Annotated in this window: 26 protein-coding genes and 1 tRNA gene; 18 read left to right on the top strand and 9 right to left on the bottom strand. The window is 57.5% G+C overall.

Annotation, left to right across the window (positions count from 1 at the left end; translation table 11 throughout):
• Positions 1-123: 123 nt before the first annotated feature.
• The 3 genes from QWJ10_RS06535 to QWJ10_RS06525 all read right to left on the bottom strand — a co-directional run bounded on the left by QWJ10_RS06535 (position 124) and on the right by QWJ10_RS06525 (position 1,995).
• A complete protein-coding gene (locus QWJ10_RS06535; protein ID WP_289924871.1) occupies positions 124-837 on the bottom strand; it encodes a DUF2726 domain-containing protein in 714 nt (237 codons plus the stop codon).
• 148 nt (positions 838-985) lie between these two features.
• The gene (locus tag QWJ10_RS06530; RefSeq protein ID WP_010795005.1) at positions 986-1,243 is read right to left on the bottom strand and encodes a hypothetical protein; all 258 of its coding nucleotides are present in this window, start codon (positions 1,241-1,243) and stop codon (positions 986-988) included.
• 74 nt (positions 1,244-1,317) lie between these two features.
• Positions 1,318-1,995, bottom strand: a complete 678-nt coding sequence (locus QWJ10_RS06525) for a M15 family metallopeptidase (RefSeq protein WP_289924869.1) — start codon at positions 1,993-1,995, stop codon at positions 1,318-1,320.
• Positions 1,996-2,405: 410 nt separating this feature from the next.
• Here QWJ10_RS06525 and QWJ10_RS06520 point away from each other — a divergent pair, with 410 nt between their 5' ends.
• From QWJ10_RS06520 to pdeM, 8 genes are all read left to right on the top strand, one after another.
• The gene (locus tag QWJ10_RS06520) at positions 2,406-3,185 is read left to right on the top strand and encodes a transporter substrate-binding domain-containing protein (protein ID WP_289924867.1); all 780 of its coding nucleotides are present in this window, start codon (positions 2,406-2,408) and stop codon (positions 3,183-3,185) included.
• Between the two features lie 77 nt (positions 3,186-3,262).
• On the top strand, positions 3,263-4,003 hold the full coding sequence (locus tag QWJ10_RS06515) for an ABC transporter permease (RefSeq protein WP_010795008.1): 741 nt from the start codon (positions 3,263-3,265) through the stop codon (positions 4,001-4,003).
• Complete coding sequence (locus QWJ10_RS06510; protein WP_289924864.1) at positions 4,000-4,710, top strand: ABC transporter permease; 711 nt, start codon at positions 4,000-4,002, stop codon at positions 4,708-4,710. The genes QWJ10_RS06515 and QWJ10_RS06510 overlap by 4 nt, the downstream gene beginning before the upstream one ends.
• Positions 4,711-4,770: 60 nt before the next feature.
• Positions 4,771-5,883: a succinylglutamate desuccinylase/aspartoacylase family protein gene (locus QWJ10_RS06505; RefSeq protein WP_289924863.1), complete on the top strand. Its 1,113-nt coding sequence runs from the start codon at positions 4,771-4,773 to the stop codon at positions 5,881-5,883.
• Positions 5,884-5,983: 100 nt separating this feature from the next.
• Positions 5,984-6,748 carry an ATP-binding cassette domain-containing protein gene (locus QWJ10_RS06500; RefSeq protein ID WP_289924861.1) on the top strand — a complete coding sequence of 255 codons (765 nt, stop codon included), beginning with the start codon at positions 5,984-5,986 and terminating at the stop codon, positions 6,746-6,748.
• 108 nt (positions 6,749-6,856) lie between these two features.
• Complete coding sequence (locus tag QWJ10_RS06495; protein ID WP_289924859.1) at positions 6,857-9,496, top strand: ligase-associated DNA damage response DEXH box helicase; 2,640 nt, start codon at positions 6,857-6,859, stop codon at positions 9,494-9,496.
• 91 nt (positions 9,497-9,587) lie between these two features.
• A complete protein-coding gene (gene blaOXA / locus QWJ10_RS06490; RefSeq protein WP_289924857.1) occupies positions 9,588-10,370 on the top strand; it encodes a class D beta-lactamase in 783 nt (260 codons plus the stop codon).
• A gap of 87 nt (positions 10,371-10,457) precedes the next feature.
• On the top strand, positions 10,458-11,114 hold the full coding sequence (gene pdeM, locus QWJ10_RS06485) for a ligase-associated DNA damage response endonuclease PdeM (RefSeq protein WP_289924856.1): 657 nt from the start codon (positions 10,458-10,460) through the stop codon (positions 11,112-11,114).
• 40 nt (positions 11,115-11,154) lie between these two features.
• Here pdeM and QWJ10_RS06480 read toward each other — a convergent pair whose 3' ends face one another.
• Together QWJ10_RS06480 and QWJ10_RS06475 are read right to left on the bottom strand one after the other, a co-directional pair.
• Positions 11,155-11,379, bottom strand: coding sequence for a hypothetical protein (locus QWJ10_RS06480; protein WP_010795015.1), 225 nt, complete (start codon positions 11,377-11,379; stop codon positions 11,155-11,157).
• Between the two features lie 74 nt (positions 11,380-11,453).
• A complete protein-coding gene (locus QWJ10_RS06475; protein WP_289924855.1) occupies positions 11,454-12,347 on the bottom strand; it encodes a polyprenyl synthetase family protein in 894 nt (297 codons plus the stop codon).
• Between the two features lie 158 nt (positions 12,348-12,505).
• Here QWJ10_RS06475 and fni point away from each other — a divergent pair, with 158 nt between their 5' ends.
• The 6 genes from fni to QWJ10_RS06445 all read left to right on the top strand — a co-directional run bounded on the left by fni (position 12,506) and on the right by QWJ10_RS06445 (position 19,200).
• On the top strand, positions 12,506-13,555 hold the full coding sequence (fni, locus tag QWJ10_RS06470; RefSeq protein WP_289924854.1) for a type 2 isopentenyl-diphosphate Delta-isomerase: 1,050 nt from the start codon (positions 12,506-12,508) through the stop codon (positions 13,553-13,555).
• Positions 13,556-14,833, top strand: a complete 1,278-nt coding sequence (locus QWJ10_RS06465) for a glycosyltransferase (RefSeq protein WP_289924853.1) — start codon at positions 13,556-13,558, stop codon at positions 14,831-14,833.
• Positions 14,830-16,011: a lycopene beta-cyclase CrtY gene (crtY, locus tag QWJ10_RS06460; RefSeq protein WP_289924852.1), complete on the top strand. Its 1,182-nt coding sequence runs from the start codon at positions 14,830-14,832 to the stop codon at positions 16,009-16,011. The genes QWJ10_RS06465 and crtY overlap by 4 nt, the downstream gene beginning before the upstream one ends.
• Complete coding sequence (locus QWJ10_RS06455; RefSeq protein ID WP_289924851.1) at positions 16,008-17,525, top strand: phytoene desaturase; 1,518 nt, start codon at positions 16,008-16,010, stop codon at positions 17,523-17,525. The genes crtY and QWJ10_RS06455 overlap by 4 nt, the downstream gene beginning before the upstream one ends.
• Positions 17,522-18,448 (top strand): 15-cis-phytoene synthase CrtB, encoded by a 927-nt coding sequence (gene crtB, locus QWJ10_RS06450; protein ID WP_122042128.1) that lies wholly within the window; start codon positions 17,522-17,524, stop codon positions 18,446-18,448. Before QWJ10_RS06455 ends, crtB begins: the two co-directional genes overlap by 4 nt.
• 179 nt (positions 18,449-18,627) lie before the next feature.
• Entirely contained in the window at positions 18,628-19,200 is a 573-nt protein-coding gene (locus QWJ10_RS06445) for a gluconate 2-dehydrogenase subunit 3 family protein (protein ID WP_074823679.1), read from the top strand.
• A gap of 54 nt (positions 19,201-19,254) precedes the next feature.
• Here the strand turns inward: QWJ10_RS06445 and QWJ10_RS06440 are convergent, their stop codons facing one another.
• The 4 genes from QWJ10_RS06440 to moaB form a co-directional block, all read right to left on the bottom strand.
• Entirely contained in the window at positions 19,255-19,755 is a 501-nt protein-coding gene (locus QWJ10_RS06440; RefSeq protein ID WP_010795023.1) for a sterol desaturase family protein, read from the bottom strand.
• A gap of 61 nt (positions 19,756-19,816) precedes the next feature.
• Positions 19,817-20,770, bottom strand: a complete 954-nt coding sequence (yegS, locus tag QWJ10_RS06435) for a lipid kinase YegS (protein ID WP_122044753.1) — start codon at positions 20,768-20,770, stop codon at positions 19,817-19,819.
• Positions 20,771-20,911: 141 nt separating this feature from the next.
• Positions 20,912-22,108 carry a gephyrin-like molybdotransferase Glp gene (gene glp / locus QWJ10_RS06430; protein ID WP_289924846.1) on the bottom strand — a complete coding sequence of 399 codons (1,197 nt, stop codon included), beginning with the start codon at positions 22,106-22,108 and terminating at the stop codon, positions 20,912-20,914.
• Positions 22,105-22,644 (bottom strand): molybdenum cofactor biosynthesis protein B, encoded by a 540-nt coding sequence (gene moaB / locus QWJ10_RS06425; RefSeq protein WP_010795026.1) that lies wholly within the window; start codon positions 22,642-22,644, stop codon positions 22,105-22,107. The genes glp and moaB overlap by 4 nt, the downstream gene beginning before the upstream one ends.
• A 149-nt stretch (positions 22,645-22,793) precedes the next feature.
• Here moaB and mobA point away from each other — a divergent pair, with 149 nt between their 5' ends.
• The 4 genes from mobA (at position 22,794) to QWJ10_RS06405 (ending at position 24,855) form a co-directional block, all read left to right on the top strand.
• Positions 22,794-23,396: a molybdenum cofactor guanylyltransferase MobA gene (gene mobA / locus QWJ10_RS06420; RefSeq protein WP_289924842.1), complete on the top strand. Its 603-nt coding sequence runs from the start codon at positions 22,794-22,796 to the stop codon at positions 23,394-23,396.
• Positions 23,397-23,440: 44 nt separating this feature from the next.
• Positions 23,441-23,662: a YgdI/YgdR family lipoprotein gene (locus QWJ10_RS06415; protein ID WP_122042123.1), complete on the top strand. Its 222-nt coding sequence runs from the start codon at positions 23,441-23,443 to the stop codon at positions 23,660-23,662.
• Between the two features lie 80 nt (positions 23,663-23,742).
• A tRNA-Pro gene (locus tag QWJ10_RS06410) sits at positions 23,743-23,819 on the top strand.
• Between the two features lie 211 nt (positions 23,820-24,030).
• Positions 24,031-24,855: a substrate-binding domain-containing protein gene (locus QWJ10_RS06405; protein ID WP_289924837.1), complete on the top strand. Its 825-nt coding sequence runs from the start codon at positions 24,031-24,033 to the stop codon at positions 24,853-24,855.
• The last annotated feature ends 2 nt before the right edge of the window (positions 24,856-24,857 follow it).

The raw sequence follows: 24,857 nt of genomic DNA, 5'->3' as shown, positions 1-24,857 counted from the left end.
TAGGCATTCACTTAATGATAATTGTTCTCATTATAGGCAAGCCTGGATGATTACAACAAGGGTTAAGCTCAGTTTGCCACTATATAAATGGCTGGTATTACATAAAACGTTAGCGTCAGCGGACTACTCCTCGATACGTACGATGTTGCGGCAATCTGGAAAGGCGCTGCAGCCCCAGAAATAGGCGCCAGCATTGCTCCCTTGCCTGGCCTTGCGCATGACCATGGGCGAGCCGCATTTCGAGCATATCGGAGACGCTGCCTCGCTCGCCGCCTCCCCTTTGCTGGAGCGCCGGGCTGCTGTGCGTTTGCGCGAGGTCAAGGCCCTGCCCTTCTGCAAGACAGCCATGATCTCTTCCCGCACCTGCGCAGTCGAATAAGCCCCTTTTACCGGAATCTGGATAAGCGGCAAGGCAATCGCCCGACAGACGCCCGCCACAAAGAGGTCCCGCGCCTGCCGATCAGGCCGCTGATGGGAGCTGTCATCCAGCTCGATAACCGCCACGAACGACAAGTCATCGCGGTTGCAGAGAACATAGTCGAAATGTTTGGCGCTGATCTTGTTGAAGGCTCTGTACCAGCTCTTTTGGTCCCGAATGGCTTTCACGCTAGCCACATCTGCAATGCGGACCTTGCCAAAGATGCGGTAGTCCTCACCAATCGCCTCATCGAGTACGGTTAAAAAGGCGCGTTCAGCAGGTGTAAACAGCGCTTCGTTAAGCACATAGGGAAACGCTCGCTGGGTATCACGCGAACGCAGCGCGATGACGATACAAAGAAAAACAACGACGCCAAGCCCGACATAAAGCCAGGGATGCGTTGACAACAGATGAACCATGAGATGACCAACAGCAGGAAAGGCGGATAAAAACAGATGCGTTATACGCCGGCAGCCTATAACGATGCGGTGTTCAGGATGAGTGATAGTACAGGCAAGCCGATGGACTCTTGCGCTTCCATCGGCTCAACAGGGATCAGCTAAGGGCTCAGCGCTTGCCGGCAGACTCGTATGCGGCCTTGAGCAGACTGCGCAGCCGAAAGCTTTCCGCCATTTTTATGAAAAAGGCCAGAATCCAGACGATGAGCGGCAATCCGTACTGCTGAGTACCGCGAGCGAACTCAACACACATGGCGATGGTACCGAAGAGTGCCAGAATGAGCGCAAGCACGAACAGCGCGACCGACTTACCATCATGTGCAGGAAGATCACCCACATGAGAGGCATTTGCCCGAGGCTCTTTCACCATCAACTCCAGAAAACAATAAACCTACGAATAGCTTAGCCTGAACAGGTTATCAGGGGTAGCACATCCAGAAGCTAGCGCTCGCAGATCATACGGACGTGTCGCTCGTACAGGTCCGGCAAGCGCTCGAGAACGGCTTCCCGTCCCAACATGGATGACTCGGCAACAACCTGCTCCAGCAGATCCAACGTCAGCCATTCGAGCGCAAGGGTTGCCAGCAGCTCATAACTGAGGTGCCAGGGCTCTTCATACATACCGCCCCGGTATTCCCGATAAGGTCGAAAAAAGCCGAACTGTTCGATGTGCGCATCGAGCCAGAGATGCAGCTCATGAAACACACCGCCGGGCTGCGTCTCCTCGGGCAGCAGCTGAACGACATACCCTGGCGGAGCCTGGGTCAGGTCAACCACATCGATTTCGGTGCCCCAGTGATGGCGGCTTGCGCCTGGCAGAGCTGACCAATTCAGAATGCAGTCGATGCGCTCATCCACGGCAAGAGCAGACTGATCACGCACCTGGCCGTTGCGGTCATACAACGGCTTTTCACCGGCAAACTTACGGTTCCAGATTCTGAGCTGCGTCTTGTAGTCACGAAAGGCACTGAATGGATGCAAGGTAAATCCATCCCGCCGTGCAGCCTCCTGCATTGCCTTGAACGGCGCATAGACCTCACGATGGATCGCATAGCATGGGTTATCGATCTGCAACAGATGCGTTCGCGCCCTGCCTGTCAGCTCCCATTCGTCAAGCATTGCCCGCTCCCGTATACGTCTTGATCAATCAAGAAGGATCATGTCATCCAATCGTTTCGAATCCACCCACCGTTTCGCTGCGTTGCTACAAAGCGCACCTCTCTTGGGTGACACTTCACAAATGGCATACCAGGCTGTATGCACATCAATCAGTTTGAAGATGCCATCACCCTTTCGCACCAAAGCTGTGCAATCTCCTGCTCTCTTAAGGAATTACGCACATTTTAGGTGCAGGATAGTGAATAAAGGCTGACTTATTCTTCCCGGACGAGACGCCTAGCCTACTCTGTGTTTATGGACATGACCTCAATATAGTGGCAGTTGGTTCGGTTATTGCTGCGAACAGCCCGTCATCTGCAGCGCGACCTCTGGTACGCACTCTATTGCAATTATTCGTATTAGGACGACCCATGAAAAAGAAATGGCTGACCCTCTCCGCAATTGCGCTGTGCCTTTCCGCGGGCTCCGCGCTGGCGAAGGACATCAAGGAGATTCGTTTCGGTGTAGACACCACCTATCCTCCTTTCGAATACAAGGCACCGGACGGAAGCTTTGCAGGATTCGACGTAGAACTGGGCAATGCTATTTGTGAAAAGCTCGCAGTGAAATGCCGCTGGATCGTCAGCGACTTCGATGGACTGATCCCAGGCCTGCGGGCACGAAAGTTTGACGGCATCCTGTCCTCGCTGACCGTAACGCCTCAGCGAGCCGAGCAGATCGACTTCACAGACCGCATGTGGTCAGGCAACTCATCCATGATTATGAAGAAGGGTGCCAATCTAGAGCCTACGGCCGAGTCACTCAAGGGCAAGGTCGTTGGTGTTCAGCAGGGCACCATTCAGGAAAACTTTGCCAAGACCAAGCTAGCCACTGCCGGTGTCAAGGTACAGAGCTATCAGGACCAGGATCAGGTTTATGCTGACCTGACCTCGGGCCGCATCGATGTATCCATGCAGGACATGTTGCAGGCCGAAGGAGATTTCATGAAATCACCTCAAGGCAAGGATTATGTCAATCAGTCGATTCGTGACGAGCTGCTGCCCGCCGATACCGCCATTGGCGTACGCAAGGGCAACGACGAAATGAAAGCCCTGCTGAACAAGGGAATCGCGGCCATCCATGCCGACGGCACCTACGAGAAGATTCAGAAAAAGTACTTTGGCGATCTGGATATCTATAACAACAATTAAGATTCGCCTTAACGTCAGCGCCTCCCGCTTGTGGAGGCGTTGGCATTTCAAGACCTATAAGAACAGCGCGATCAAACATGCCGCAGACTTCGTTCGACACCTTTCTTGAAAACCTGGGGTTGGGCGCCTTCGCACTCCACGGTTACGGTCCTCTACTGCTGGAAGGCACTTGGATGACCATGAAGCTGGCTGTCCTGTCGCTGGTGGTGTCAGTCATCCTGGGCCTGCTCGGCGCCACGGCCAAACTATCCCCCATCAAGGCCTTTCGCCTGCCGGCCGCCCTGTATACCACGCTGATCCGGGGAGTCCCTGATCTCGTACTCATGCTTCTGATCTTTTACAGCCTGCAGAGCTGGCTGGGCGAGTTCACCGATTACATGGATTGGGACTATATCGAAATTGATCCGCTTTCCGCCGGGGTACTGACCCTGGGTTTCATTTATGGCGCGTACTTCACCGAAACATTTCGTGGGGCGATCCTGGCGGTGCCGCGTGGGCAAATCGAGGCCGCCACCGCATATGGCATGACACGTACGCAAACCTTTTTCCGGATTACCTTTCCGCAAATGATGCGCTTTGCGCTGCCTGGCATCGGTAACAACTGGCAGGTGCTGCTCAAGGCTACGGCGCTGGTCTCCATCATCGGCTTGAGCGATATCGTCACCGCGACTCAGGAAGCCGGCAAGACCACCTACAAGATGTTCTACTTCCTGATCCTGGGCGGCGTGATCTATCTGCTGATTACCGCGCTAACCAACCAGGTTCTGAACTGGCTGGAACGTCGTTATTCTGCGGGTGTTCGGGAGGCTGTACGATGATCGAGATCCTGCAGGAGTACTGGCGCGCCTTCCTCTGGACGGATGGTTATGGTTTGTCGGGTCTTGCGATGACCCTGTGGTTGCTGACGGCCTCGATCGCCATCGGCTTCGTGACATCGCTTCCGCTTTCCGTTGCGCGACTATCGCGCCACCGTCTCATTCGCTGGCCGATACAGTTCTATACGTATGTGTTCCGAGGCACTCCGCTCTATCTCCAGCTGCTGATCTGCTATACCGGGATCTACAGCATCGAAGCTGTACGCAACCAGCCACTGATGAACGAGTTCTTCAGGGATGCGCTAAATTGCACCATTCTGGCTTTTGCTCTCAACACCTGCGCCTATACCACCGAGATCTTTGCAGGTGCGATCCGCAATATTCCCCATGGTGAGATCGAGGCAGCCAAGGCCTACGGCCTGACAGGCTGGCGGATGTACATTCACGTCATCATGCCGTCTGCGCTACGCCGCGCCCTTCCCTACTACAGCAACGAAGTCATTCTGATGCTGCATTCCACGACGCTGGCGTTCACGGCTACCGTCCCGGATATTCTCAAGGTCGCTCGTGATGCCAACACTGCGACATTCCTGACTTTTCAATCCTTTGGTATTGCGGCGATTCTGTACCTCATCCTGTCCTTCACGCTCATTGGTTTGTTTCGTCTGGCCGAGCGCCGCTGGTTGGCCTTTCTCGGCCCGGCCCGCTGACCCTTCATGCAGGATGCCACGACCCGCAAGGATGCGGGCTGATTCATTAGGAGTTACCTCATGCGTCACGCCACACACGACCTGATTTCTCCGGTGCCCGGCACCGATCGCAAGATCCACAGCTTTCATTTCGGACCGCAGGACAGCGGCCGCAAGATCTACATCCAGTCCTCGCTGCATGCTGACGAACTGCCCGGCATGCTGGTCGCCTGGAAACTCAAGAATCAACTCCGCACACTTGAAGACGCAGGCCGTCTGAAGGCCGAGATTGTGCTGGTTCCGGTTGCCAACCCTATCGGGCAGGATCAGCAGGTCATGGATATTCACCTGGGCCGCTATGAGCTGGAATCCGGGCAGAACTTCAACCGTCGCTTCTTAGACATGACCAGCAAGGTCATTGCTGAAATCGAAGGCGCTCTGACCGACGACCCCGCACAAAATCAGGCATTGGTGCGCAAGGCCTTCAAGGCAACACTTGAGCGTGAGACCGCGAACAATCAACTGACGTCTCAGCGGCTGGTTCAACAGCGACTGGCCTGTGACGCCGAGATGGTGCTCGACCTGCACTGCGATTTCGATGCGGTAGAACATCTCTATACCACGCCGGAAGCCTGGGATCAGGTAGAGCCCCTGGCCCGTTACCTAGGCTCAAAGGCCAGCCTGCTGGCCACCGACTCTGGCGGTCAGTCATTTGATGAGTGCTTTACGCTTCTGTGGTGGAAGCTGAATCAGCAGTTCGGTGAACGCATTCCCATGGGCAGCTTTTCCGTCACGATCGAGCTGCGGGGCCAAATGGATGTGTCCCATGATCTGGCTGAGCAGGATGCCCAAGCCATTCTCGACTACCTGACCCACTATGGCGTCATTTCCGGCGAGGCGCCTGCACTGCCGGAGCTGCCGTTCCCTGCCACGCCACTGGCGGCCGTAGAGCCGATTGAAAGCCCTATAGGGGGTGTTCTGGTCCTGATGGCAAAGCCAGGCGATGTAATCGAAGCCGGACAGGTCATCGCCGAAGTGATCGACCCGATTGCCGATCGTGTAGAGCCTATCCGCAGCTCGGTGTCAGGTGTCCTGTATGCCTGCGCCAACCGCCGTATGGCCACAGCTGGCATGGCGGTCGCACGCGTGGCAGGCACCGAAGCCTATCGCAGCGGCTACCTGCTTTCGCCGTAAGGCTCGTTTCTGGCACACGGCGAGCCCGCGCAGATGGGCCGCCTTGTGGCCGTGCTCCGATGTCTGGAGCACGGCCGTTTGATTGGAACAAGGACTTTATATGTACAAGCTGACCGTCGAAGGGCTGCATAAGCGTTACGGCGATATCGAAGTGCTCAAAGGTGTCTCGCTACAGGCCCGGACGGGCGATGTGATCAGCCTGATCGGTGCCAGTGGCTCGGGCAAGAGTACCTTTCTGCGGTGCCTCAACTTTCTCGAAATGCCGGATGCCGGTGTCATGACGCTGGATGGGAATCCCATTCGCCTGGAGCGGCACGGGAATGGGCTGCGCGTAGCGGATCAGGCTCAACTGCAACGCTTGCGCACCCGGCTGGCCATGGTATTCCAACACTTCAACCTGTGGAGCCATATGACCGTGCTGGAAAACATTACCCTGGCACCTCGCCGCGTGCTCGGCCTGGGCAAGCAGGAAGCCGAAGAGCGCGCTCGCGCTTACCTTGACAAGGTAGGTCTTCCTCAACGCGCCGCCGATCAGTATCCGTCGTTTCTCTCAGGCGGCCAGCAGCAGCGTGTAGCCATTGCGCGAGCCCTGGCCATGGAACCGGAAGTCATGCTGTTCGACGAACCCACGTCTGCACTCGATCCAGAATTGGTAGGCGAAGTGCTCAAGGTCATCCAGGCGCTGGCCGAGGAAGGCCGTACCATGCTGATGGTGACGCACGAGATGGGCTTTGCGCGACAGGTGTCCTCACAGGTCGTTTTCCTGCATCTGGGCCGCGTCGAAGAAGCGGGAGCACCCGCTGAGGTACTGGTCAAGCCACAAAGCGAACGCCTGAAGCAGTTCTTGAGTGGCAATCTGAAATAGACCCTATGTCCTTGAGTGGCGGCTTTCTCTCTGCCGTTCAAGGACGTCAAAAAGGGAACCTGCCTACCGCTTGATACTCCGAAGCATAAGCATGACGGAGTCCATCAGTTGCCTGACGATACGATTTCTTCCCCCCGCCTGGGTGCCGCCTGGTTCGCTCAACGTGGCTGGTCGCCCTTCCCCTTTCAGGATGAAGTCTGGCGCGCGGTCGAGCATGGCGAATCGGGCCTGCTCCATGCGACCACCGGATCCGGCAAAACTTACGCCGTATGGCTCGCGGCACTCAACAGCTTTGCCAAAGGCAAACCGCTAACGGCCAAGGGTGAACCCAGCAAACGCAAGCAGGCGGCAGAGCCACTGAGCGTACTGTGGCTGACCCCCATGCGAGCCCTGGCCGCAGACACAAAGCGTGCATTGGAAGCCCCCGTCAATGATCTGGAACTCAACTGGACGGTCGGCCTGCGCACAGGCGATACCAGCAGTGCTGAGCGGGCCCGGCAGAGCCGCCGTCAGCCTACCGCGCTGGTCACCACGCCGGAAAGCCTCTCGTTGATGCTCAGCCGTGAAGACAGCCGCGAGATTTTTTCCAGCCTGCGCATGATCGTGGTTGATGAGTGGCATGAGCTGCTCGGCAACAAACGTGGCACACAAGTCCAGCTGGCCCTTGCACGGCTGCGCCAGTGGAACCCAGCACTGGTGATCTGGGGGTTGTCGGCCACGCTGGGTAACCTTCCCCATGCGCAGGAAGTGCTGTTGGCGGGTCATCCAGGCCGGCTGGTTCAGGGCAAGCTAGCCAAAGACCTTCTGGTAGACACGCTGTTGCCCAAGCGAGGTGTGGAGCGCTTTCCCTGGGCTGGGCACCTGGGAGTACGAATGGTGCCCCACGTTGCAGACGAGATCGAGCACAGCGCAACCACGCTTATATTTACGAACACCCGAGCGCAGGCCGAAATCTGGTATCAGGCACTGCTTGAGGCCCGTCCCGAGTGGGCGGGACTGATTGCCCTGCACCATGGTTCTCTGGACCGCGAAGTGCGTGACTGGGTTGAACTGGGACTCAAGGAAGGCAAGCTCCGGGCCGTAATCTGTACCTCCAGCCTGGACCTGGGTGTGGATTTTCTGCCAGTGGAGCGCGTACTACAGGTGGGCTCGCCCAAAGGCGTTGCACGTCTGCTGCAGCGCGCCGGGCGAAGCGGCCATGCCCCGGGACGTCCCTCCCGCGTCACGCTGGTGCCTACGCATAGTCTAGAATTGGTCGAGGCGGCAGCGGCCCAGAAAGCCGTGGCCGCCCGGCGAATCGAATCCCGCAGCGCGCCGCCCAAGCCATTGGATGTGCTGGTACAACACCTCGTCACCATTGCGTTGGGCGGCGGTTTCGATCCGCAAGCCTTGCTTAAAGAGGTCCGTACAGCCTGGGCTTATCGCGAACTGACGGACGAGGAATGGGCATGGTCCCTGGCCTTTGTTCGTCACGGCGGTCACTCGCTCACGGCCTATCCCGACTACCGCCGTGTAGAACCGGATGAACACGGTATCTGGCGCGTACCGGACCGCCAACTGGCCCGCCGGCATCGCATGGGTATTGGCACTATTGTCAGCGAGTCGGCCCTACGGGTGCAGTTCTGGACCAAGGGCGGCGGTGGCGGCAAGTTGGGCAGTATTGAGGAAGGTTTTATAGCCCGCCTGAAGCCCGGTGATCATTTTCTGTTCGCTGGCCGCGTGCTGGAGCTGGTGCGTGTGGAAAACATGACAGTGTATGTACGACGGGCCAGCAGCAAGAAAGCGGCCATTCCACGGTGGAGCGGAATGCGTATGCCGCTGTCGGACGAGATGGCCGAAGCCGTCATTGATGAGCTTACCGAGGCGGATCAGGCGCGGTTCACTTCTCCCGAAATGCAACTGGTCAAACCGCTGCTGGAGGTCCAGAAGCAGTGGTCTGCCCTGCCGACCCGGAATCATTTGCTGGGGGAAACGATGAAATCCCGAGAGGGCTGGCACCTGTTTCTCTATCCGTTTGCAGGACGACATGCACACCTGGGCCTCGCGAGCCTTCTGGCCTGGCGTATCGCCCAGAAACGACCGATCAGTTTTTCCATTGCCATCAATGATTACGGCTTTGAGCTGCTGTCGCCTAGCAAGGTGAACTGGGAAGAAGAGCTGAACGCCGAGCTGTTTTCCACCGCGACGCTTCTTGCCGATGTCATTGCCAGCCTGAACGCCAGTGAACTGGCGCAGCGACGGTTCCGCGAAATCGCCCGCATCTCAGGGCTTATCTTTACCGGCTACCCGGGCGCGCAAAAAAGTACCCGGCAGCTACAGGCCAGCAGCAGTCTTTTTTTCCAGGTGTTCCAGCAATACGACCCCGAGAACTTGCTGCTTACCCAGGCTGAGCAAGAGGTACTGCGCCAGGAGTTGGATGTACGAAGGCTGGAAAAAGCCCTGAATCGCATGCAAGCACTTGCACTCAACCTGCACGCCATTGAGCGCCCTACTCCCTTCAGCTTTCCGCTTCTGGTCGAGCGTTATCGCGAAAGCATGAGTTCAGAGAAACTGGCGGACCGGATTGCACGTATGGTTCAAGATCTGGAAAACGCTGCTGGACCCGGTGATTACGAGCTGCCCGGCGAAGGAAATGACCTGTTGGGATTGGGCGCAGGAGAATCAGACCTACCCGCTCGCCGCAAGGGGCGTGCTCCGCGTCAGACCAAAACTGGGCTTCCTCGTACAAAACAGCAAAAGACTGTGTAGCAATTCACGCTTTATCAGCATAAAGGATGGGTGCAATATCACACAATTAATTGGCGCGGTAAAATTGACAACTGCTTCATAAGTAGTTGATATGAAAAATCTTTTTAGTGCCTTACTGCTATTGTTGTCGGCCAAGGCGCGTGCGCCCGAATGGCAGGAAAGTCCCACGTTGGCTCAGTTATTCAAGCGAGCCAACCTCAAGGGTACATTCGTGCTTTACGATGTCTCGGCAGATACGTTTACCGGGTATGACCGGACACGTGCAGACACCCGTTTTGTTCCCGATTCCACCTTCAAGATCGTCAACAGCCTGATCGGTCTTTCCACCGCAACCATTCGTAACGTGAGTGAGGTACTGCCCTATGGAGGGCAACCGCAGCCCTTTCCTGAATGGCAGCGTGACCTGGGGTTACGTGATGCGATCAAGGTCTCCAGCGTACCGGTTTATCAGGAGCTTGCACGACGTATCGGCCTTGAACGCATGCAGGACTTTGTGCGCAGGCTCGAATACGGCAATGCGCAGGTAGGCGACAGTGTGGACGATTTCTGGCTGGCCGGACCGCTCAAGATCAGCGCCCTGGAGCAGGTACGCTTTTTGGCACGCCTGGCACAGGAACGCTTGCCTCTGCCCGAAACCGTACAGGCGACGGTACGCGACCTGATTTGTCTGGACCAGGGAAAAGACTGGACGCTGTACGGTAAAACCGGTTGGGTTCAGAACCAAGACCCTGACCTTGGCTGGTGGGTCGGCTGGATTGAAAAACAAGGGCTGGTCTATACCTTTGCGCTCAATATCGACATGCCCAACCCTCAGGAACGGCACTTGCGCATTGATCTGGGTATGGATTGCCTCAGATCGCTGGGCATCCTGTAGACGCCGGGCAGCCTGTTGTCTGCCCAGGCTACGTTCCCAGGAACGAGGCTGTTAAAGTGGCAGGCTTTCCGCTGTTCTTGCATGTGCATGCGTACCCATATTCCCGTATCCCTTGCCGGCACTGAGGTGTGGTTGCTGGCTGACAAGGCCCTCTACTGGCCCGAGCAGAAGGCGCTGCTGATTGCCGATATCCATTTTGGCAAGGCCGCTGCCTTTCGTGCCCTTGGGCAGCCAGTACCCCATGGCACCACCGCTACCAACCTGGCTCGCCTGGATGCACTGCTGGAAGCCTACACGACCGAGCACCTGTACTTTCTTGGCGACTTCCTGCATGCACCGGAATCCCATGCTCCGACCACACTCAATGCGTTGGCGCGATGGCGTAACGCAAACCCATCGCTGCTCATCACCCTGATTCGGGGTAATCATGATCTACGTGCTGGGGACCCGCCCGCCTCGCTCAAGATCAACGTAGTGCCCGAGCCGCTCTTGATCGGTCCATTGGCGTTACAGCATGAGCCGGAATCGCACCCCAGCCACGTTGTGCTGGCGGGCCATATCCATCCGGCGTTCAGTCTGAGCGGCCGGGGGCGCCAGCGTCTGCGCCTGCCCTGCTTCTGTCTGGATAATGATGTGCTGTTGCTGCCGGCCTTTGGTGACTTTACCGGCGGATGGGAGATCAAGGCCTTGCCGGGCCGAAGGATCTTTGTGGTAGGCGATGGTGGGATCTGGCCATTGGGCTGATCCTGGGAACGCTGCTACTGCAGCGTTCAACAGAGGTTCTTCAATCCATTTGGGCAATGCCAGAAATCATGATGCCGTAACGTTCCAGCAGCGCTACCGTGGGGGCCTCATAGTCCTGGGGCAAATCGGAACTGTCATAACTGTCGAGCGCCTGGTCCCGTACCAGTTGAGCGGCTTGCTCCATATCCGGTTTCTGTTCGGCTTCAGTTTCCACGACGGACGTGTTGCCATCATTGTTGGTATAGGTAATTTTCCACTTTGGCATCGCGCAAACTCCAGTAGCTTACTGAACTGTATCTTTAGACGCCGGATTGCGCCGCAGTTCTCTACAAAGCTCCTTTACCTGATGGGCTGCCCGAACAGCGCGTCCAGCATATGATCCAGCCCACCCCCCGTCAGCCCCATGCCTGCCAGCGACTTACGCGCTGTGTCCAGATGGTTCTCGAGCTGCGCCTGTACCGACTCGCGGCCCAGCAGCGCAACCAGCGTGGACTTGCCGTCATCCTGATGGGCATCTTTTCCCAGGCCATGGCCGTCCTGCAGGTCATCAAGCAGTTGGAAAGCCAGCCCCAATTCGGTAGCAAAACGATGCATTCCCTCCCGGACCAACGGCTTGGCACTGACGGCCAGAGTCGTCATGTCCAGCGCTGTCGTGAACAGGAGTCCGGTCTTGAGGTGATTGGTACTGTTAATAGCCTCCGCGCTGCGGCTTTTGGCTCCTTCGCGCAGGTCACGGTACTGCCCCCGCACCAGCCCTTGCGAGCCTACAGCGGATGTCAGCATGCATACCATCTGATTACGCAGCACAGGCGCAACACCTGATGTACTGGCGACGACGCAAAAGGCATGGCTGAGCAGCGCTACTGCTCCCAGAACGGCGACATCCTCACCAAACTGCACATGAATGGTAGGCCGACCGCGTCTGAGCGTGGCGTTATCCATGCACGGCATATCATCCAGAAACAGCGAGGCGGCATGCACCATCTCGACCGCGCAGCCCAGATCCAGAATAGCCGGCGAAAAGGCATCCAGATCCTGGGAAGCCAACAGCATGAGCAATGGCCGTATACGCTTGCCGGGCGCTAGGGCACCCTCACGCATGGCGGCTGCGATCAGATCATCATTCTCGACAGGCGGAAGCAGCTCCTCTAGTCGGGTATCGATACGGGCACGCTCTGTTACAAGCTCGAAAGCGCATTCCTTCGGAAGTTTTGGCACTAATACCGTTGCCATGAGTCGAGATACTCCAGCACATATAAGCGAGCCGACGAATGGTCGACACCAGCGACTCAACAATTTCCCTGATCTGATCTTGCAGATCAGAGCCGCTTGACGTACTCATGACCACAATAGCCGACGAAAGGTCGATGACAACAGGAAAAAGGTAACTCATGGTTGATTGGGAATTGGCAAGTCGCAAGAACGATCACTTGGATATCGTCCTTGATCCTGCACGTGCCTTGAGCAGTATCACGACCGGGTTCGAGCAGATTCAATTCCAGCACTGTGCCCTGCCAGAGCTGCACCTGAACCAGATCGATCTTGCTACCACGCTGCTGGGTAAGCCGCTCAAGGCGCCTGTTCTCGTCAGTTCCATGACAGGCGGGCCGGAACGTGCACAGACCATCAACCGGCACCTTGCCGAAGCGGCGGAAACGCTAGGCCTGGCGCTGGCAGTGGGCTCGCAGCGCATTGCCCTGCAGAACGGTGGGGACAAGGGGCTGACCGGTCAATTGCGGCAACTGGCTCCGTCCATTCCCCTTCTCGCCAATATTGGTGCAGCTCAATTAGTGGCGGGTTATGGCGTGACCGAGGCCCGCCGGGCAGTCGACATGATCCAGGCCGACGCCTTGATCATTCACCTCAACCCACTTCAGGAGGCGGTACAGTCCGGCGGCGATCGCAACTGGCAAGGCGTCCTAGCCGCCATCGAACATCTGGTAACACATTTGGGCGTTCCGATCGTCATCAAGGAAGTAGGCGCAGGCATTTCTGCCGATGTCGCCCAGCAACTGACAGAGGTGGGTGTCGCCGTGATCGACATAGCCGGCGCAGGAGGAACCAGCTGGGCAGCTGTCGAAGCCGAGCGTGCCCATAACGACCTTGATCGTCAGGTTGCTCAGGCCTTTATCAACTGGGGCATTCCAACCGCCCAGGCGATTGCTCAGGTCCGTGAGCAATGCCCGGACATTCCACTCATTGCCTCGGGCGGTATCCGCAACGGCGTCGATGCGGCCAAAGCCATTCGCCTGGGCGCCGATGTGGTCGGTCAGGCTGCCGCCGTGCTGCATAGCGCAACCCTGTCTCCAGAAGCCGTTCTGAACCATTTCGAAGTCATGATCCGGCAACTGAAGGTAGCCTGCTTCTGCACCGGCTCGGCAAATCTGGCCGAGCTGCGCAAGGCCCGCCTGTTAAGACCCGTTTCGCTCGCGGAGACCTGAATGCCTCATTTCGCCCTCATCGCCCCTGCATTTTCTAGCCATCTTCGCGCAATGGAAGCGATTGCCGAAACCCTGGTGGCGCGAGGGCACACGGTCAGCCTGCTCCATCAGGCGGATGTCGGCGAGCGGCTTCGTAGCAACGCCATCCGCTTTCACCCGATAGGCCTTGAGTCTCATCCGCCTGGCTCGCTGGACGCCATGATTCGCCGGGCCGGTAATCCAGGCGGCCCGCTTGGGCTGATGCGCGTTATTCATGATATGGCTCGCAGCACCGAGTTGTTTTGCCGCGAGGCACCGAAGATCCTGCATGACCAGGCCGTTGATGCCGTAATTTCCGATCAGATGGAAGCCGCTGGGGGGCTTATAGCCGAGCATTTGCGCCTGCCCTACGTCTCGGTAGCCTGTGCCTTGCCGGTCAACCGGGACCCGCTTGTGCCTCTTCCCGTCATGCCATGGGGATACGACACATCGCCACGAGGCCGCCATCTCAATCAGGGCAGTGCCCAGGTCTATGACCTCCTGATGCACGAGCATGCCCGTGTCATCCAGCGATACGCAAAAACCTTTGGTCTTGAGCCTCGGTCAACATTGGCCGACTGCCTGTCGCCTTACGCTCAAATCAGCCAGTGCGTACCGGGATTCGACTTTCCCCGTACCGAGCTACCAGCCAACTTTCACGAAGTCGGCCCGCTACGCCTACCCGCAACACAGGACCCTGCCCTGAGCTATCCGATCCGCACTGACAAACCGTTTGTGTTCGCGTCGCTAGGGACATTGCAAGGCGGACGTTTCACCTTGTTCGAACGGATCGCACGCGCCTGCAAAACGCTTGATGTGCAATTACTCATCGCCCACTGCGGTGGCCTCAACCTGCAGCAATGCGATGCCTTGAGGCAGGCTGGCGCTCACTGGGTTACAGACTTTGCACCGCAGCGAGCCACGTTGGCGCGGGCCGATGCGGTCATTACCCATGCCGGTCTCAACACTGTGCTCGACGCGCTGGAAGCAGGAACGCCTATGCTGGCGTTGCCAATTGCCTTCGATCAACCCGGCGTGGCTGCACGCATCGAGCATGCCGGCGTCGGCCTTCGCCTGAGCCCTAAGCGACTGACCTCCGGCAAATTGGCCCTCGCTCTGCAGCGCCTTCTGACCGAACCGCATTTTCGTTGGAAGGCCCAGGCCTTTCAGCCTCGGGTTCAGGCAGCTGGCGGCGTACAAAAAGCCGCTGACCTTATTGAGAACGTACTCAGCAAGGTTGCCCTGGAGAGACCTGCATGAATACCTATGACCTGATCTTGGCGGGAGGTGGACTGGCCAACGGGCTGATTGCCCTGAAACTGCGCCAAACACGTCCAGAGCTCCGCATCCTGCTCATTGAGCAAGGCGACCGACTGGGCGGTAATCACACCTGGTCCTTTCATGAGCCGGACCTGACAACGGAGCAGCACGCCTGGATCGAGCCGCTGGTAGCCCATCGCTGGGCGGAGTATCAGGTATTTTTTCCTGGGTTTGAGCGGACACTGAGCAGTGGCTACGCCTCTATCAGCGCCGAGCGCTTTCATGACGTTCTGATGGAGCGCCTGGGTGATTCGGTACGTCTGAACGCTACGGTCAGCGCACTCGGCCCCGCAGAGGTCAGGCTTGCCAACGGCGAAGCGTTTCAGGCGGCTGCAGTTCTGGATGGCCAGGGTCATCGCCCCAGCCCGCACATAGGGTTGGGTTTTCAAAAGTTTCTGGGTCAAGAGTTACAGCTTGCGCAGCCCCACGGGCTTTCCGGTCCGATCATCATGGATGCCACCGTTCCACAAACGGAGGGTTACCGTTTCATCTACGTCCTGCCGCTTACTCAGGACCGGGTTCTGATCGAAGACACCTACTATGCCGATGGACAGAACCTTGACCCTGATCGGTTGCGTGACCATATCGCCCGCTACGCCGCGGATCACGGCTGGACGATTCAATCCCTGATCAGGGAAGAGCATGGCGTGCTCCCCATTACGCTGAGCGGTGACATAGAGGCGTTCTGGGCCGAAGCGGGAGATATCCCGCCCACTGGCCTCGCCGCCGGACTCTTCCATGCCACCACAGGATACTCATTACCTGAGGCGGTACGACTGGCGGAACTTATTGCCGGCTGCCCCCGTCTGGATACCTCTACCCTTGTTGATACGGTTCGCCGGCATGCGCTGCAACGCTGGCGAACCTATGGATTTTTCCGCCTGCTCAACCGCATGCTATTTCTGGCCGGCAAGCCTGAGCATCGCTATCGAGTGATGCGTCGCTTTTACGGTCTTCCGGAGCCCTTGATCCAGCGTTTCTATGCCGGACAGTTGAAGCCCAGCGATAAGCTGCGCATTCTGACAGGCAAGCCACCGGTTCCATTACGCGAGGCACTGACGGCGGCACTGGCCAGCCGCACCGGTCAAACAGGCGGACCGATTAAGGACATCTCATGAATACAGACGTCGTTTCCAATTCCAGGCAGGCTGTTGTCGTTGGTGCCGGTTTTGGCGGACTGGCCCTGGCCATACGCCTGCAGGCCTCCGGGATTCGTACCACGCTACTCGAAAAGCGGGACAAACCCGGCGGGCGCGCCTATGTCTATGAGGACAAAGGCTTTACCTTCGATGCCGGCCCCACGGTCATTACCGATCCCTCGGCCCTGGAAGAGCTCTTTACTGTGGCAGGGCGCAAACTGTCGGACTATGTCGAGCTGCTGCCCGTCGATCCGTTCTACCAGCTGTGCTGGGAAGACGGCACCCGCTTCGACTATGTCAACGATCAAGCCACGCTCGATGCCCAAATCAAGTCACTTGACCCTGCCGACGTGGAGGGCTACCAGCGCTTTTTAGCGTATTCCCGCGCAGTCTATGAAGAAGGGTATGTAAAGCTGGGTAGTGTGCCGTTTCTAAGCTTTCGCGACATGGTTCGTGCCGGTCCGCAGCTACTGAAGCTTCAAGCCTGGCGCAGTGTGTACGATCAGGTCTCCAAATTCGTTCGCAACGACAAGCTTCGGCAGGCACTCTCCTTTCATACACTGCTGGTCGGCGGCAACCCGTTCGCCACCTCATCCATCTATGCGTTGATTCATGCACTGGAGCGCCAGGGTGGCGTGTGGTTTCCCCGTGGCGGTACAGGCGCCCTGGTCCAGGGTCTGGCCAAGCTGTTTCAGGACATTGGCGGCACATTGGAACTTAACACGCCTGTCGAGCGCATCCTGGTCGACAATTGTCGTGTAACAGGTGTCATTACCGCCCAAGGCAAGCAGATCAATACTGACCTGGTTGCATCCAATGCCGATGTAATCCACACCTACAAGAAGATGCTGGGTCACCATGTGCACGGTATCGTCGAGGCGAACCGTCTCAAGAAGAAGCGTCACAGCATGTCGCTGTTCGTGGTGTACTTTGGCCTGCGCCAGCGCCCTGAAGAACAGAAGCTTCAACATCATACGATCTGTTTTGGTAACCGTTACCAGGGCCTAATCGAGGAGCTATTTTCCGGTCCTGGCGTTCCTGAGGATTTCTCGCTCTACCTGCACTCCCCGTGCGTAACCGACCCCTCCCTGGCACCAGAGGGCTGCAGTGCTCACTATGTGCTGTCGCCTGTCCCGCATCTGGGTAATGCACCGGTAGACTGGTCGGTAGAGGGTCCGAATTACCGGGACCGCATTCTGGCCTACCTGGAAAAGCATTACATTCCAAACCTGAATCGCGACCTAGTCACCAGCCGGATTTTTACACCCGAGGATTTCCGCACCGAACTCAATGCGTATGTCGGTTCAGCCTTCTCCCTGGAGCCAATCCTGACCCAGAGCGCCTGGTTCCGGCCGCATAACCGAGACGCCGCTATTCCCAACCTTTATCTGGTGGGTGCCGGCACCCACCCGGGAGCAGGCATTCCTGGTGTAGTCGGCTCGGCCAAAGCGACCGCAAGCGTGATTCTGGGGGACCTTGGAGCAGCCATATGAATACGGCAGTCGTCGAACACGCAACGCAGTCCATCAATGTTGGCTCCAAGAGCTTTGCCGCTGCGGCCAAACTGTTCGACGAACAAACCCGTCAAAGCGCTGTGATGCTTTACGCCTGGTGCCGCCATTGTGACGATGTGGTGGACGGTCAGGACCACGGTCACGGACAGGTTGAAGGCGACCGGACGGCAAGCGAAGCCCGTCTCCACGAACTTGAAGATCTGACGCGCCGCGCCTATGCAGGTGAGCCTATGAGCGAGCCGGCTTTTGCCGCCTTCCAGCAGGTCATCCAGCGCCATGCCATTCCCGAGCGCTATCCTCTTGAGCATCTGGCGGGTTTCCGCATGGATGTTGAAGAGCGGGTCTACTACCGCCTCGACGATACCCTCCAATACTGCTACCACGTCGCCGGAGTGGTCGGCGTCATGATGGCAATGCTCATGGGTGCGCGCGACGAAGACACGCTCGACCGCGCCTGTGATTTAGGCATGGCGTTTCAGCTGACTAATATCGCACGGGACATTGTGGAAGACGCCCGCATAGGCCGAATCTACCTTCCTAGAGAATGGCTCGATGAGGCTGGCATTCCCGTCGCCGAACTGGCTGATCCCGCGCATCGTGTCCGCCTGGCCACCCTGGCGCAGCGTCTGGTCGCGCTAGCTGAACCCTACTATGACTCAGCCGCTACCGGTATTGCCGACCTGCCTCTGCGCTCAGCTTGGTCCATTGCGACCGCTCGCGCCGTTTATCGGGAAATTGGTCTGAAAGTTAACGCACGAGGCCCCAGAGCCTGGGACAGTCGGGTATCAACCAGCACCGTTGATAAGCTTCGCCTGGTGATAAGAGGCGCCCTACGTGCACTGGCTTCACGGGCGGGCCGCTCTAGTCCGCGCCCCGCCGATCTATGGACCCGTCCGCGGTAAGTGAACGCACCGGGCGGTAGTGTCTCGTTACGAAATGAAGACTTGCGTCTTTTGCTGAAATTGGTCACAAACAAGGCGTCACACGGCGACACTAAACCTAAACTTTTCAGTGATATAGCAGGTCAGACATAAGCGACTACTTTAAGTCGCTCTACAGTAGTCAAGTACGGGATATATTTATGCACAAGACGGAATCGGCTGTTCCAAGAGATCTACAAAACGCACCGACCTCGCTCTTCTCGATCATCCCGCTTGTGCCGAGTGCACACACTACGGCCAGTCCGGACAGATCGCATACCTACAAACCGGAATTTTTCAACGAGAGCGAATGGGCGCTGCTCAAGGCAGCTTGCGGACGCCTGACTGCCACGACCAATCAGGGCACCAGTGAATCCCTGGTCGATCTGCCTATTTTCATTGATCAGCATATGTTGTCGCCTTACGCGCACGGCGATCTGGATTGTCTGCAAGACCCTTTCACCGATGCACCAGCCAAACTTCCTCAGGGTCGCCAGCCGCTACGTGACCTGGTACGTGCCGGGCTTGCGGATCTGAATCGCTACAGTCAACAAACGCATCAGCAGCTTTTTACGGCACTGTCAGCCGAAGAGCAGCAGCATGTTTTGAGCAATGCCGAAGCCGGTCTTCTGGGCACGCAAGCCCAGGAATTCATTTCCCTGCTTCGCACTGAAATCGATCACAGTCGCTTCGCCCACTCGTTGTTTCCGGCATACGAACCCCTGTCTGCCTGAACCCTCTGAACCGAATAAAAAAGCGCGCCTTCTGGCGCGCTTTTGCGTGGGGCTTTACTCCTGATCGAACCGCCGCCTCTTGAGCGGGCCGTCATGCAGATCACGCAGCTGCTTCTTGAGCACGGTCACTGATGGCGCATACAGGAAGCCAAACGAGACACATCCCTCCTTTCCATCCACGGCATGATGCATGCGATGGGCCTGATAGAGCCGCTTCAGGTATCCGCGACGCGGGACATATCTGAAAGGCCAGCGCTGATGGACAAGGCCGTCGTGAGCGATGAAATACAACAGCCCGTACGCCGTCATGCCGGCACCAATCCACTCGATCCGGCCATAACCGGACGTGCCGAAATAAATCAGGGCGATAGCAAGGCCGGCGAATACAACAGCATAAAGGTCGTTTTTCTCGAACCAACCGGTGCGCGGCTCATGATGGGACTTGTGCCAGCCCCATCCCCAGCCGTGCATGATGTACTTATGTGCGTACCAGGCAAACCACTCCATAAAGGCCACGGTGCCCAGCACGATTGAGGTATTGATTAAGATATCCATGTTCGGCTCCAGGATCGTCCTTCCACCTTACTGCCTGAAACCCATTTGCGCACGATCTGGATCAGGAAACCGGGTCGGACGTCAGCAGCAGAGTCGATGGATTCCCGAGTAGAACGGAATCCGTTGGCAGGTGGACATTCAGTGCGGCAGAGCGCACCACAAAACGTACCTTTGTACTGTGCATGGGTTCGCCGTCCAGATTCATATCGACCCCTTCGCTGGCGGAAACCTCAACCCAGGGTAACCGGGTACGAATGAACAGATCCTCGCTGGCGAACCCGCCTGAAAACCAGGAGCCCAACGTTCCCATCAGATCCTGTGGCGTGGGCAGAATAGTCAGATCAAGCATGCCATCGTTGACGACTGCATTCGGGCACAGCACATGGCCGCCGCCGGCCTGCCGACCATTGCCAATCCCCATGGCCAGGAACTCGCCTTCCCATTCAAAATCCGGCCCTTCGAAACGACCATAGGCGGAGCGCACTTCCGCAAAGCGCGTAAGGCCTGTCAACAGATAAGCCGTGCCACCCAGTACGCGCTTGAGTTCCGAGGACGTATTCGCCGTCACTTGTGAACCAAACCCGCCGGTGGCCATATTGAGAAACATCTCACCGTCTGCTTCGATCAGATCGATGGGTTGCGCTGGCGTATCCAGTAGCGCCAGTGCCTCGGCAGGATCAGCTGGAATACCCGCCGCCCGGGCAAAGTCATTGGCGGTTCCCAGGGGCATCAGGGCCAACGACGCATCGGAGCGCGTACGAGCCAAGGCTTCGGCCACCAGCTTGAGCGTACCGTCGCCTCCGCCTGCTACTAGATGCGTATAACCTGCAGCGACTGCTTCCTCAACAAAACGGGCCGCATCGCCATTCTCCCAGGTGACTCGGACATCGACCGTTTTGCCGGTCGCACGTCGCGCCTCAACCGCTGCGCGGACATCGTCATTGGTGGCCTGATTACCATTGAGAATCAGCAGTGTTTTTTCATTGGAATCGGAGACGGTGACAGGAACATTCATGAACAGAGCACCCAGCAAAGTCGAGTGTCAGTAGGACTACGTCAACGGGTCCACGTTCCTTGGGAGCGACTTGATTTGTGATGAAGCAACCGCTCTGAAACCGACCTGGGAAAGCCGATGCGTTCCCAGGTCGGCAAGACTTCAGCCAATCAGCTCACTCATGGGAATGAAGCCCACAAGGTCACCTTCGGCGATGGTTCTTCCTTCACGTACCTCTACCAACCCGTCAGCCCATGCCGCCGTACGCAGGACATTGGAACCCTGGTCGCGATGAGGCACGACCCGGCCATTTTCAAGCCGCGCCCGCTGGTACTCGCGTCGCTCGCCCACGCGCGTCCAATTAAAACCTGCTGCCACCTTCAGCTTGAGGGGTTCAACATCCTGAACGCCCATCCGACGCAGCAGATAAGGACGCGCCAGCAGCCCGAACGTCACCAATGTAGACGCTGGGTTGCCTGGCAGCCCGATGACCGGCACGCCGTTATAACGACCACAAGTGAGCGGCTTGCCTGGCTTGAGCGCCAGCTTCCAGAGGGTCAGCTCACCCGCCTCACGCAAGGCCTGGCCCAGGAAGTCCGCCTCGCCTACCGACACACCGCCGGTCGACAGGATCAGGTCCGCCAAGTGCAGCTGCGCTAATTGCTCACGGGTGCGCTCCAGATCATCCGGGAGGATGCCCGCATCGATCACCTCACAGCCCAGACGCTTGAGCCAGGACGCCAGCACCGTCCGGTTACTGTTGTAAATCTGTCCTGGCCCCAATGGCTTACCCGGCTCGACCAGCTCATCGCCGGTCGACAGGATCGCTACCCGGGGGCGCCTGAACACATCAAGAGCCGCGCAACCCAACGACGCCGCAATACCCAGCTCGATCGGTCCCAGTCGCTTGCCAGCGTCCAGTACCGTATCGCCCTGGCGCGTCTCGTTACCCTTCAGGCGAACGTTTTTGCCTGTCTTGAGCGTCTCTACAAAGCGAATGCGGCCATCATCCAAGACTTCGGTGTTCTCCTGCATCTCCACCGTATCGGCACCTTCGGGCATGGGCGCCCCGGTAAAGATGCGTGCACAGGTGCCCGGCGTGAGCGGCTGCGGACTTTGCCCTGCAAAGATACGCTGACTGACAGGCAGCGGTTCGCCCTGAAGATCCTCAAAGCGCAGCGCGTATCCGTCCATGGCACTGTTGGACCATGGCGGCAGATCGAGCTCCGCTATCACGGACCGGGCCAGAACGCGTCCCTCGGCCTCCGCCAGAGTCACACGTTGCGTTTCGGTGATCGCGTCGGCATCAGCCATCGACAGGAGACGGGCCAATGCCTCTTCAATAGGTAACAGACTCATCCGCGCGGTCCGCAGGGTTCGGCCTTCTTCAGATGCGGCACAAAATTGCAGGGACGATGACGGTTGTCCAGCTGCTCAGCCAGAATGCCGTCCCAACCTGTACGGCAGGCACCCGTCGAACCCGGCAGGCAGCAGACCAGCGTACCGTTGGCCAAACCTGCCAGCGCACGGGACTGAACCGTGGACGTACCGATGTCTGTCGCGGAGATCTGACGGAAATATTCACCAAAACCATCGACCTGCTTGTCCAGCAGACAGGCTACCGCTTCCGGTGTGCTGTCGCGGCCGGTAAAACCGGTGCCCCCGGTGATGACAACGACCTGGACGGTATCATCGGCAATCCAGTTGGCTACCTGAGCGCGGATTTTGTAGAGATCATCCTTGAGCAGTACGCGTGCAGCCAGAAAATGTCCCGCCTCGGTCAGACGGTCAACCAGCAACTGTCCCGATGTATCGGTTTCGAAGGTACGGGTATCACTGACAGTCAGAACGGCAATATTCAGCGGTACAAAGACCGCATCGGCCTTAGAGCTCATAACAATCATCCAAAACGGCAGGTAAGAGACATTTTTATATCACAGGCAGGACCACCACGTAGCGATCCAGACAGAGACAAACCGTCGCCCCGCCACATAGAGCCAAGCCGCGCTACACTGACGGCCCGTATTCGAGCCTGGACGTTCCCATGACCACACGCCTTTCCGACTGCTCCATTCTTTTGCTTGCCGGTGGCCGTGGTCAGCGTATGGGTGGAAGGGATAAAGGCCTGGTGGAATGGCATGGCCTTCCGCTGATCGAGCATATGCACAAGGTGGTCCGCCCCCTGACCGATGACCTCATTATTTCCTGTAACCGTAATGCCGAGCGCTACGCCCGGTACGCCGATCAGATCGTCAATGATGCCGAGCCCGACTTTCCCGGCCCGCTGGCCGGTATCCGTGCAGGGCTCAAGGCAGCTCGTCATCGCTGGCTGATCCTTCTGCCGTGCGATGCTCCGCGCATTGATCGTGGCCTGCTTGCCCAGCTACACCGCTGCGCACAGGAGGCACCTGATGCTCCGGTCATGGTGCGTCAGGGAAATTTCTGGGAGCCCTTGTTTTCACTTATTCCTACCCGCTTGAAAGATCGAGTGGAAGAAGCCTGGCAGGCAGGCGAGCGCAGCCCCCGGGGTGTATTCATTCCATTGGGTGCCCGGGCGCTCATGATTGCAGAGCATGATCAGTGTCTCGCCAATGTAAATGATGAACACAGCCTGCTTGCCCTTTCATCGGAACCTGGCGGGAAGTGACAGGTCAGAATGTCGTTAAACGTGCGTTTAAAAGGAGACTGCACATGAGAACCCGGATTCTACCTGCCTGCTTGCTGGCTCTTGGTTTTACCGTCTTGGCCGGTTGCTCTACGCCTTCAGTGATCACGTTGAACGACGGGCGTGAGATCCAGGCGGTAGATACACCCAAGTACGACGATGACTCGGGCTTCTATGAGTTCGAACAACTGGACGGCAAGCCTGCCCGCATCAATAAAGATCAGGTCCGCACCATCAAGGAACTGTAAAGTTTTGCAGAGGGTACGCAAAAATTTTCACCTAAAACCTTGTCTCTAAAAAGTTTTTAGGTAAAATGCGCGCCATCTTTCGGAGCGTAGCGCAGCTTGGTAGCGCGTCTCGTTCGGGACGAGAAGGTCGCTGGTTCGAATCCAGTCGCTCCGACCAGTATCCCGGTCTAACTCTGTTTAGACCAGCAAAGCCCGCCTTGTGCGGGTTTTGTTGTTTATGACCTTAATGTTTTTGGCAGCATTTTGCCGTACACCTCGTCCTTTGCCTCCCACATAAGCGCCCTGTTCACGTAATATCCCGCCTCCGGTTGTGTTTACCTGTAAAAGGAAGCGATCCTGCCCTGTGCTCGGCGGGGTCAGCTCGGCTTATGAAAAATATCTTTTCCGCTTTCCTGCTCGCCCTGACCGCGGCGAGCCTTTCTGTGCATGCGGCCGCTCGCCCTGTGCCGCAACCTCCCCCTGCACTTCAGTTGTTTTGCGCCAAGGGTGCTCTGGACGTTGTCGAAAAAATCAGCCCTGTTTATGAAGAAACCTTTGGCAGAAAGCTTGTCAGCCATGTAGCGCCGGCACGTGGCAACGATGTCACCACCATTCCTAGTCGACTGGCCGAAGGTGAGCGGGCCGATGTCTTTTTGCTGGACCGCATGGCCATTTCCAAACTGCAGCAGCAGGGTCATATCGATCCAGACAGCTGCGCTGATTTCGGAAAATCCTATATTGCGCTTGCTGTCCCCCACGGCCAAAGCCATCCGGCCATGACAAGCATGGAAGAATTCAAACAAATTCTGCTGGATGCCAAATCAATTGCCTACTCCGAGAGTGCCAGCGGTTTGTATCTGGAAAATGTCCTGTTCAACCTCATGGGTATCAGGGAGCGAATTGCGCCCAAGTTGAAAAGAATCACGAACGAGTCAGTGGGCGACGCCATTGCCCGGGGTGAGGCGGAAATCGGTCTGGAACAGGTCAGCGAGCTGAGTCCTTTGCAGGGCGTCGATATCGTAGGACTCATACCCGATCAGGCGCAGAAGATGACGCTATACACCGCCTGCATGGCACCTGACACGCCCCATCCTGAAGAGGCCCGCCATTTCATCAAGTACATCAGCTCCAATGCTTCATTCGAGCTGATCAAAGCCAGTGGATTGCAGCCCCTTGTCGATCCTGACTACGAGCTGCACTTCAAGAAAGGTTGATT

The sequence above is a fragment of the Pseudomonas sp. WAC2 genome, from assembly GCF_030403525.1.
Classification (GTDB): Bacteria; Pseudomonadota; Gammaproteobacteria; order Pseudomonadales; family Pseudomonadaceae; genus Chryseomonas; species Chryseomonas luteola.
Note: the sequence above shows the minus strand (reverse complement) of the source record. Positions and strands in the feature narration are given on the sequence as shown.

Bases quoted from the DNA above. Each gene is read 5' to 3' on its own strand.
- QWJ10_RS06535 (WP_289924871.1), bottom strand. From the start codon at position 837: ATGGTTCATCTGTTGTCAACGCATCCCTGGCTTTATGTCGGGCTTGGC.
- QWJ10_RS06525 (WP_289924869.1), bottom strand. From the start codon at position 1,995: ATGCTTGACGAATGGGAGCTGACAGGCAGGGCGCGAACGCATCTGTTG.
- QWJ10_RS06520 (WP_289924867.1), top strand. From the start codon at position 2,406: ATGAAAAAGAAATGGCTGACCCTCTCCGCAATTGCGCTGTGCCTTTCC.
- QWJ10_RS06515 (WP_010795008.1), top strand. From the start codon at position 3,263: ATGCCGCAGACTTCGTTCGACACCTTTCTTGAAAACCTGGGGTTGGGC.
- QWJ10_RS06510 (WP_289924864.1), top strand. From the start codon at position 4,000: ATGATCGAGATCCTGCAGGAGTACTGGCGCGCCTTCCTCTGGACGGAT.
- QWJ10_RS06505 (WP_289924863.1), top strand. From the start codon at position 4,771: ATGCGTCACGCCACACACGACCTGATTTCTCCGGTGCCCGGCACCGAT.
- QWJ10_RS06500 (WP_289924861.1), top strand. From the start codon at position 5,984: ATGTACAAGCTGACCGTCGAAGGGCTGCATAAGCGTTACGGCGATATC.
- blaOXA (WP_289924857.1), top strand. From the start codon at position 9,588: ATGAAAAATCTTTTTAGTGCCTTACTGCTATTGTTGTCGGCCAAGGCG.
- pdeM (WP_289924856.1), top strand. From the start codon at position 10,458: ATGCGTACCCATATTCCCGTATCCCTTGCCGGCACTGAGGTGTGGTTG.
- QWJ10_RS06480 (WP_010795015.1), bottom strand. From the start codon at position 11,379: ATGCCAAAGTGGAAAATTACCTATACCAACAATGATGGCAACACGTCC.
- QWJ10_RS06475 (WP_289924855.1), bottom strand. From the start codon at position 12,347: ATGGCAACGGTATTAGTGCCAAAACTTCCGAAGGAATGCGCTTTCGAG.
- fni (WP_289924854.1), top strand. From the start codon at position 12,506: ATGGTTGATTGGGAATTGGCAAGTCGCAAGAACGATCACTTGGATATC.
- QWJ10_RS06465 (WP_289924853.1), top strand. From the start codon at position 13,556: ATGCCTCATTTCGCCCTCATCGCCCCTGCATTTTCTAGCCATCTTCGC.
- crtY (WP_289924852.1), top strand. From the start codon at position 14,830: ATGAATACCTATGACCTGATCTTGGCGGGAGGTGGACTGGCCAACGGG.
- QWJ10_RS06455 (WP_289924851.1), top strand. From the start codon at position 16,008: ATGAATACAGACGTCGTTTCCAATTCCAGGCAGGCTGTTGTCGTTGGT.
- crtB (WP_122042128.1), top strand. From the start codon at position 17,522: ATGAATACGGCAGTCGTCGAACACGCAACGCAGTCCATCAATGTTGGC.
- QWJ10_RS06445 (WP_074823679.1), top strand. From the start codon at position 18,628: ATGCACAAGACGGAATCGGCTGTTCCAAGAGATCTACAAAACGCACCG.
- QWJ10_RS06440 (WP_010795023.1), bottom strand. From the start codon at position 19,755: ATGGATATCTTAATCAATACCTCAATCGTGCTGGGCACCGTGGCCTTT.
- yegS (WP_122044753.1), bottom strand. From the start codon at position 20,770: ATGAATGTTCCTGTCACCGTCTCCGATTCCAATGAAAAAACACTGCTG.
- glp (WP_289924846.1), bottom strand. From the start codon at position 22,108: ATGAGTCTGTTACCTATTGAAGAGGCATTGGCCCGTCTCCTGTCGATG.
- moaB (WP_010795026.1), bottom strand. From the start codon at position 22,644: ATGAGCTCTAAGGCCGATGCGGTCTTTGTACCGCTGAATATTGCCGTT.
- mobA (WP_289924842.1), top strand. From the start codon at position 22,794: ATGACCACACGCCTTTCCGACTGCTCCATTCTTTTGCTTGCCGGTGGC.
- QWJ10_RS06415 (WP_122042123.1), top strand. From the start codon at position 23,441: ATGAGAACCCGGATTCTACCTGCCTGCTTGCTGGCTCTTGGTTTTACC.
- QWJ10_RS06405 (WP_289924837.1), top strand. From the start codon at position 24,031: ATGAAAAATATCTTTTCCGCTTTCCTGCTCGCCCTGACCGCGGCGAGC.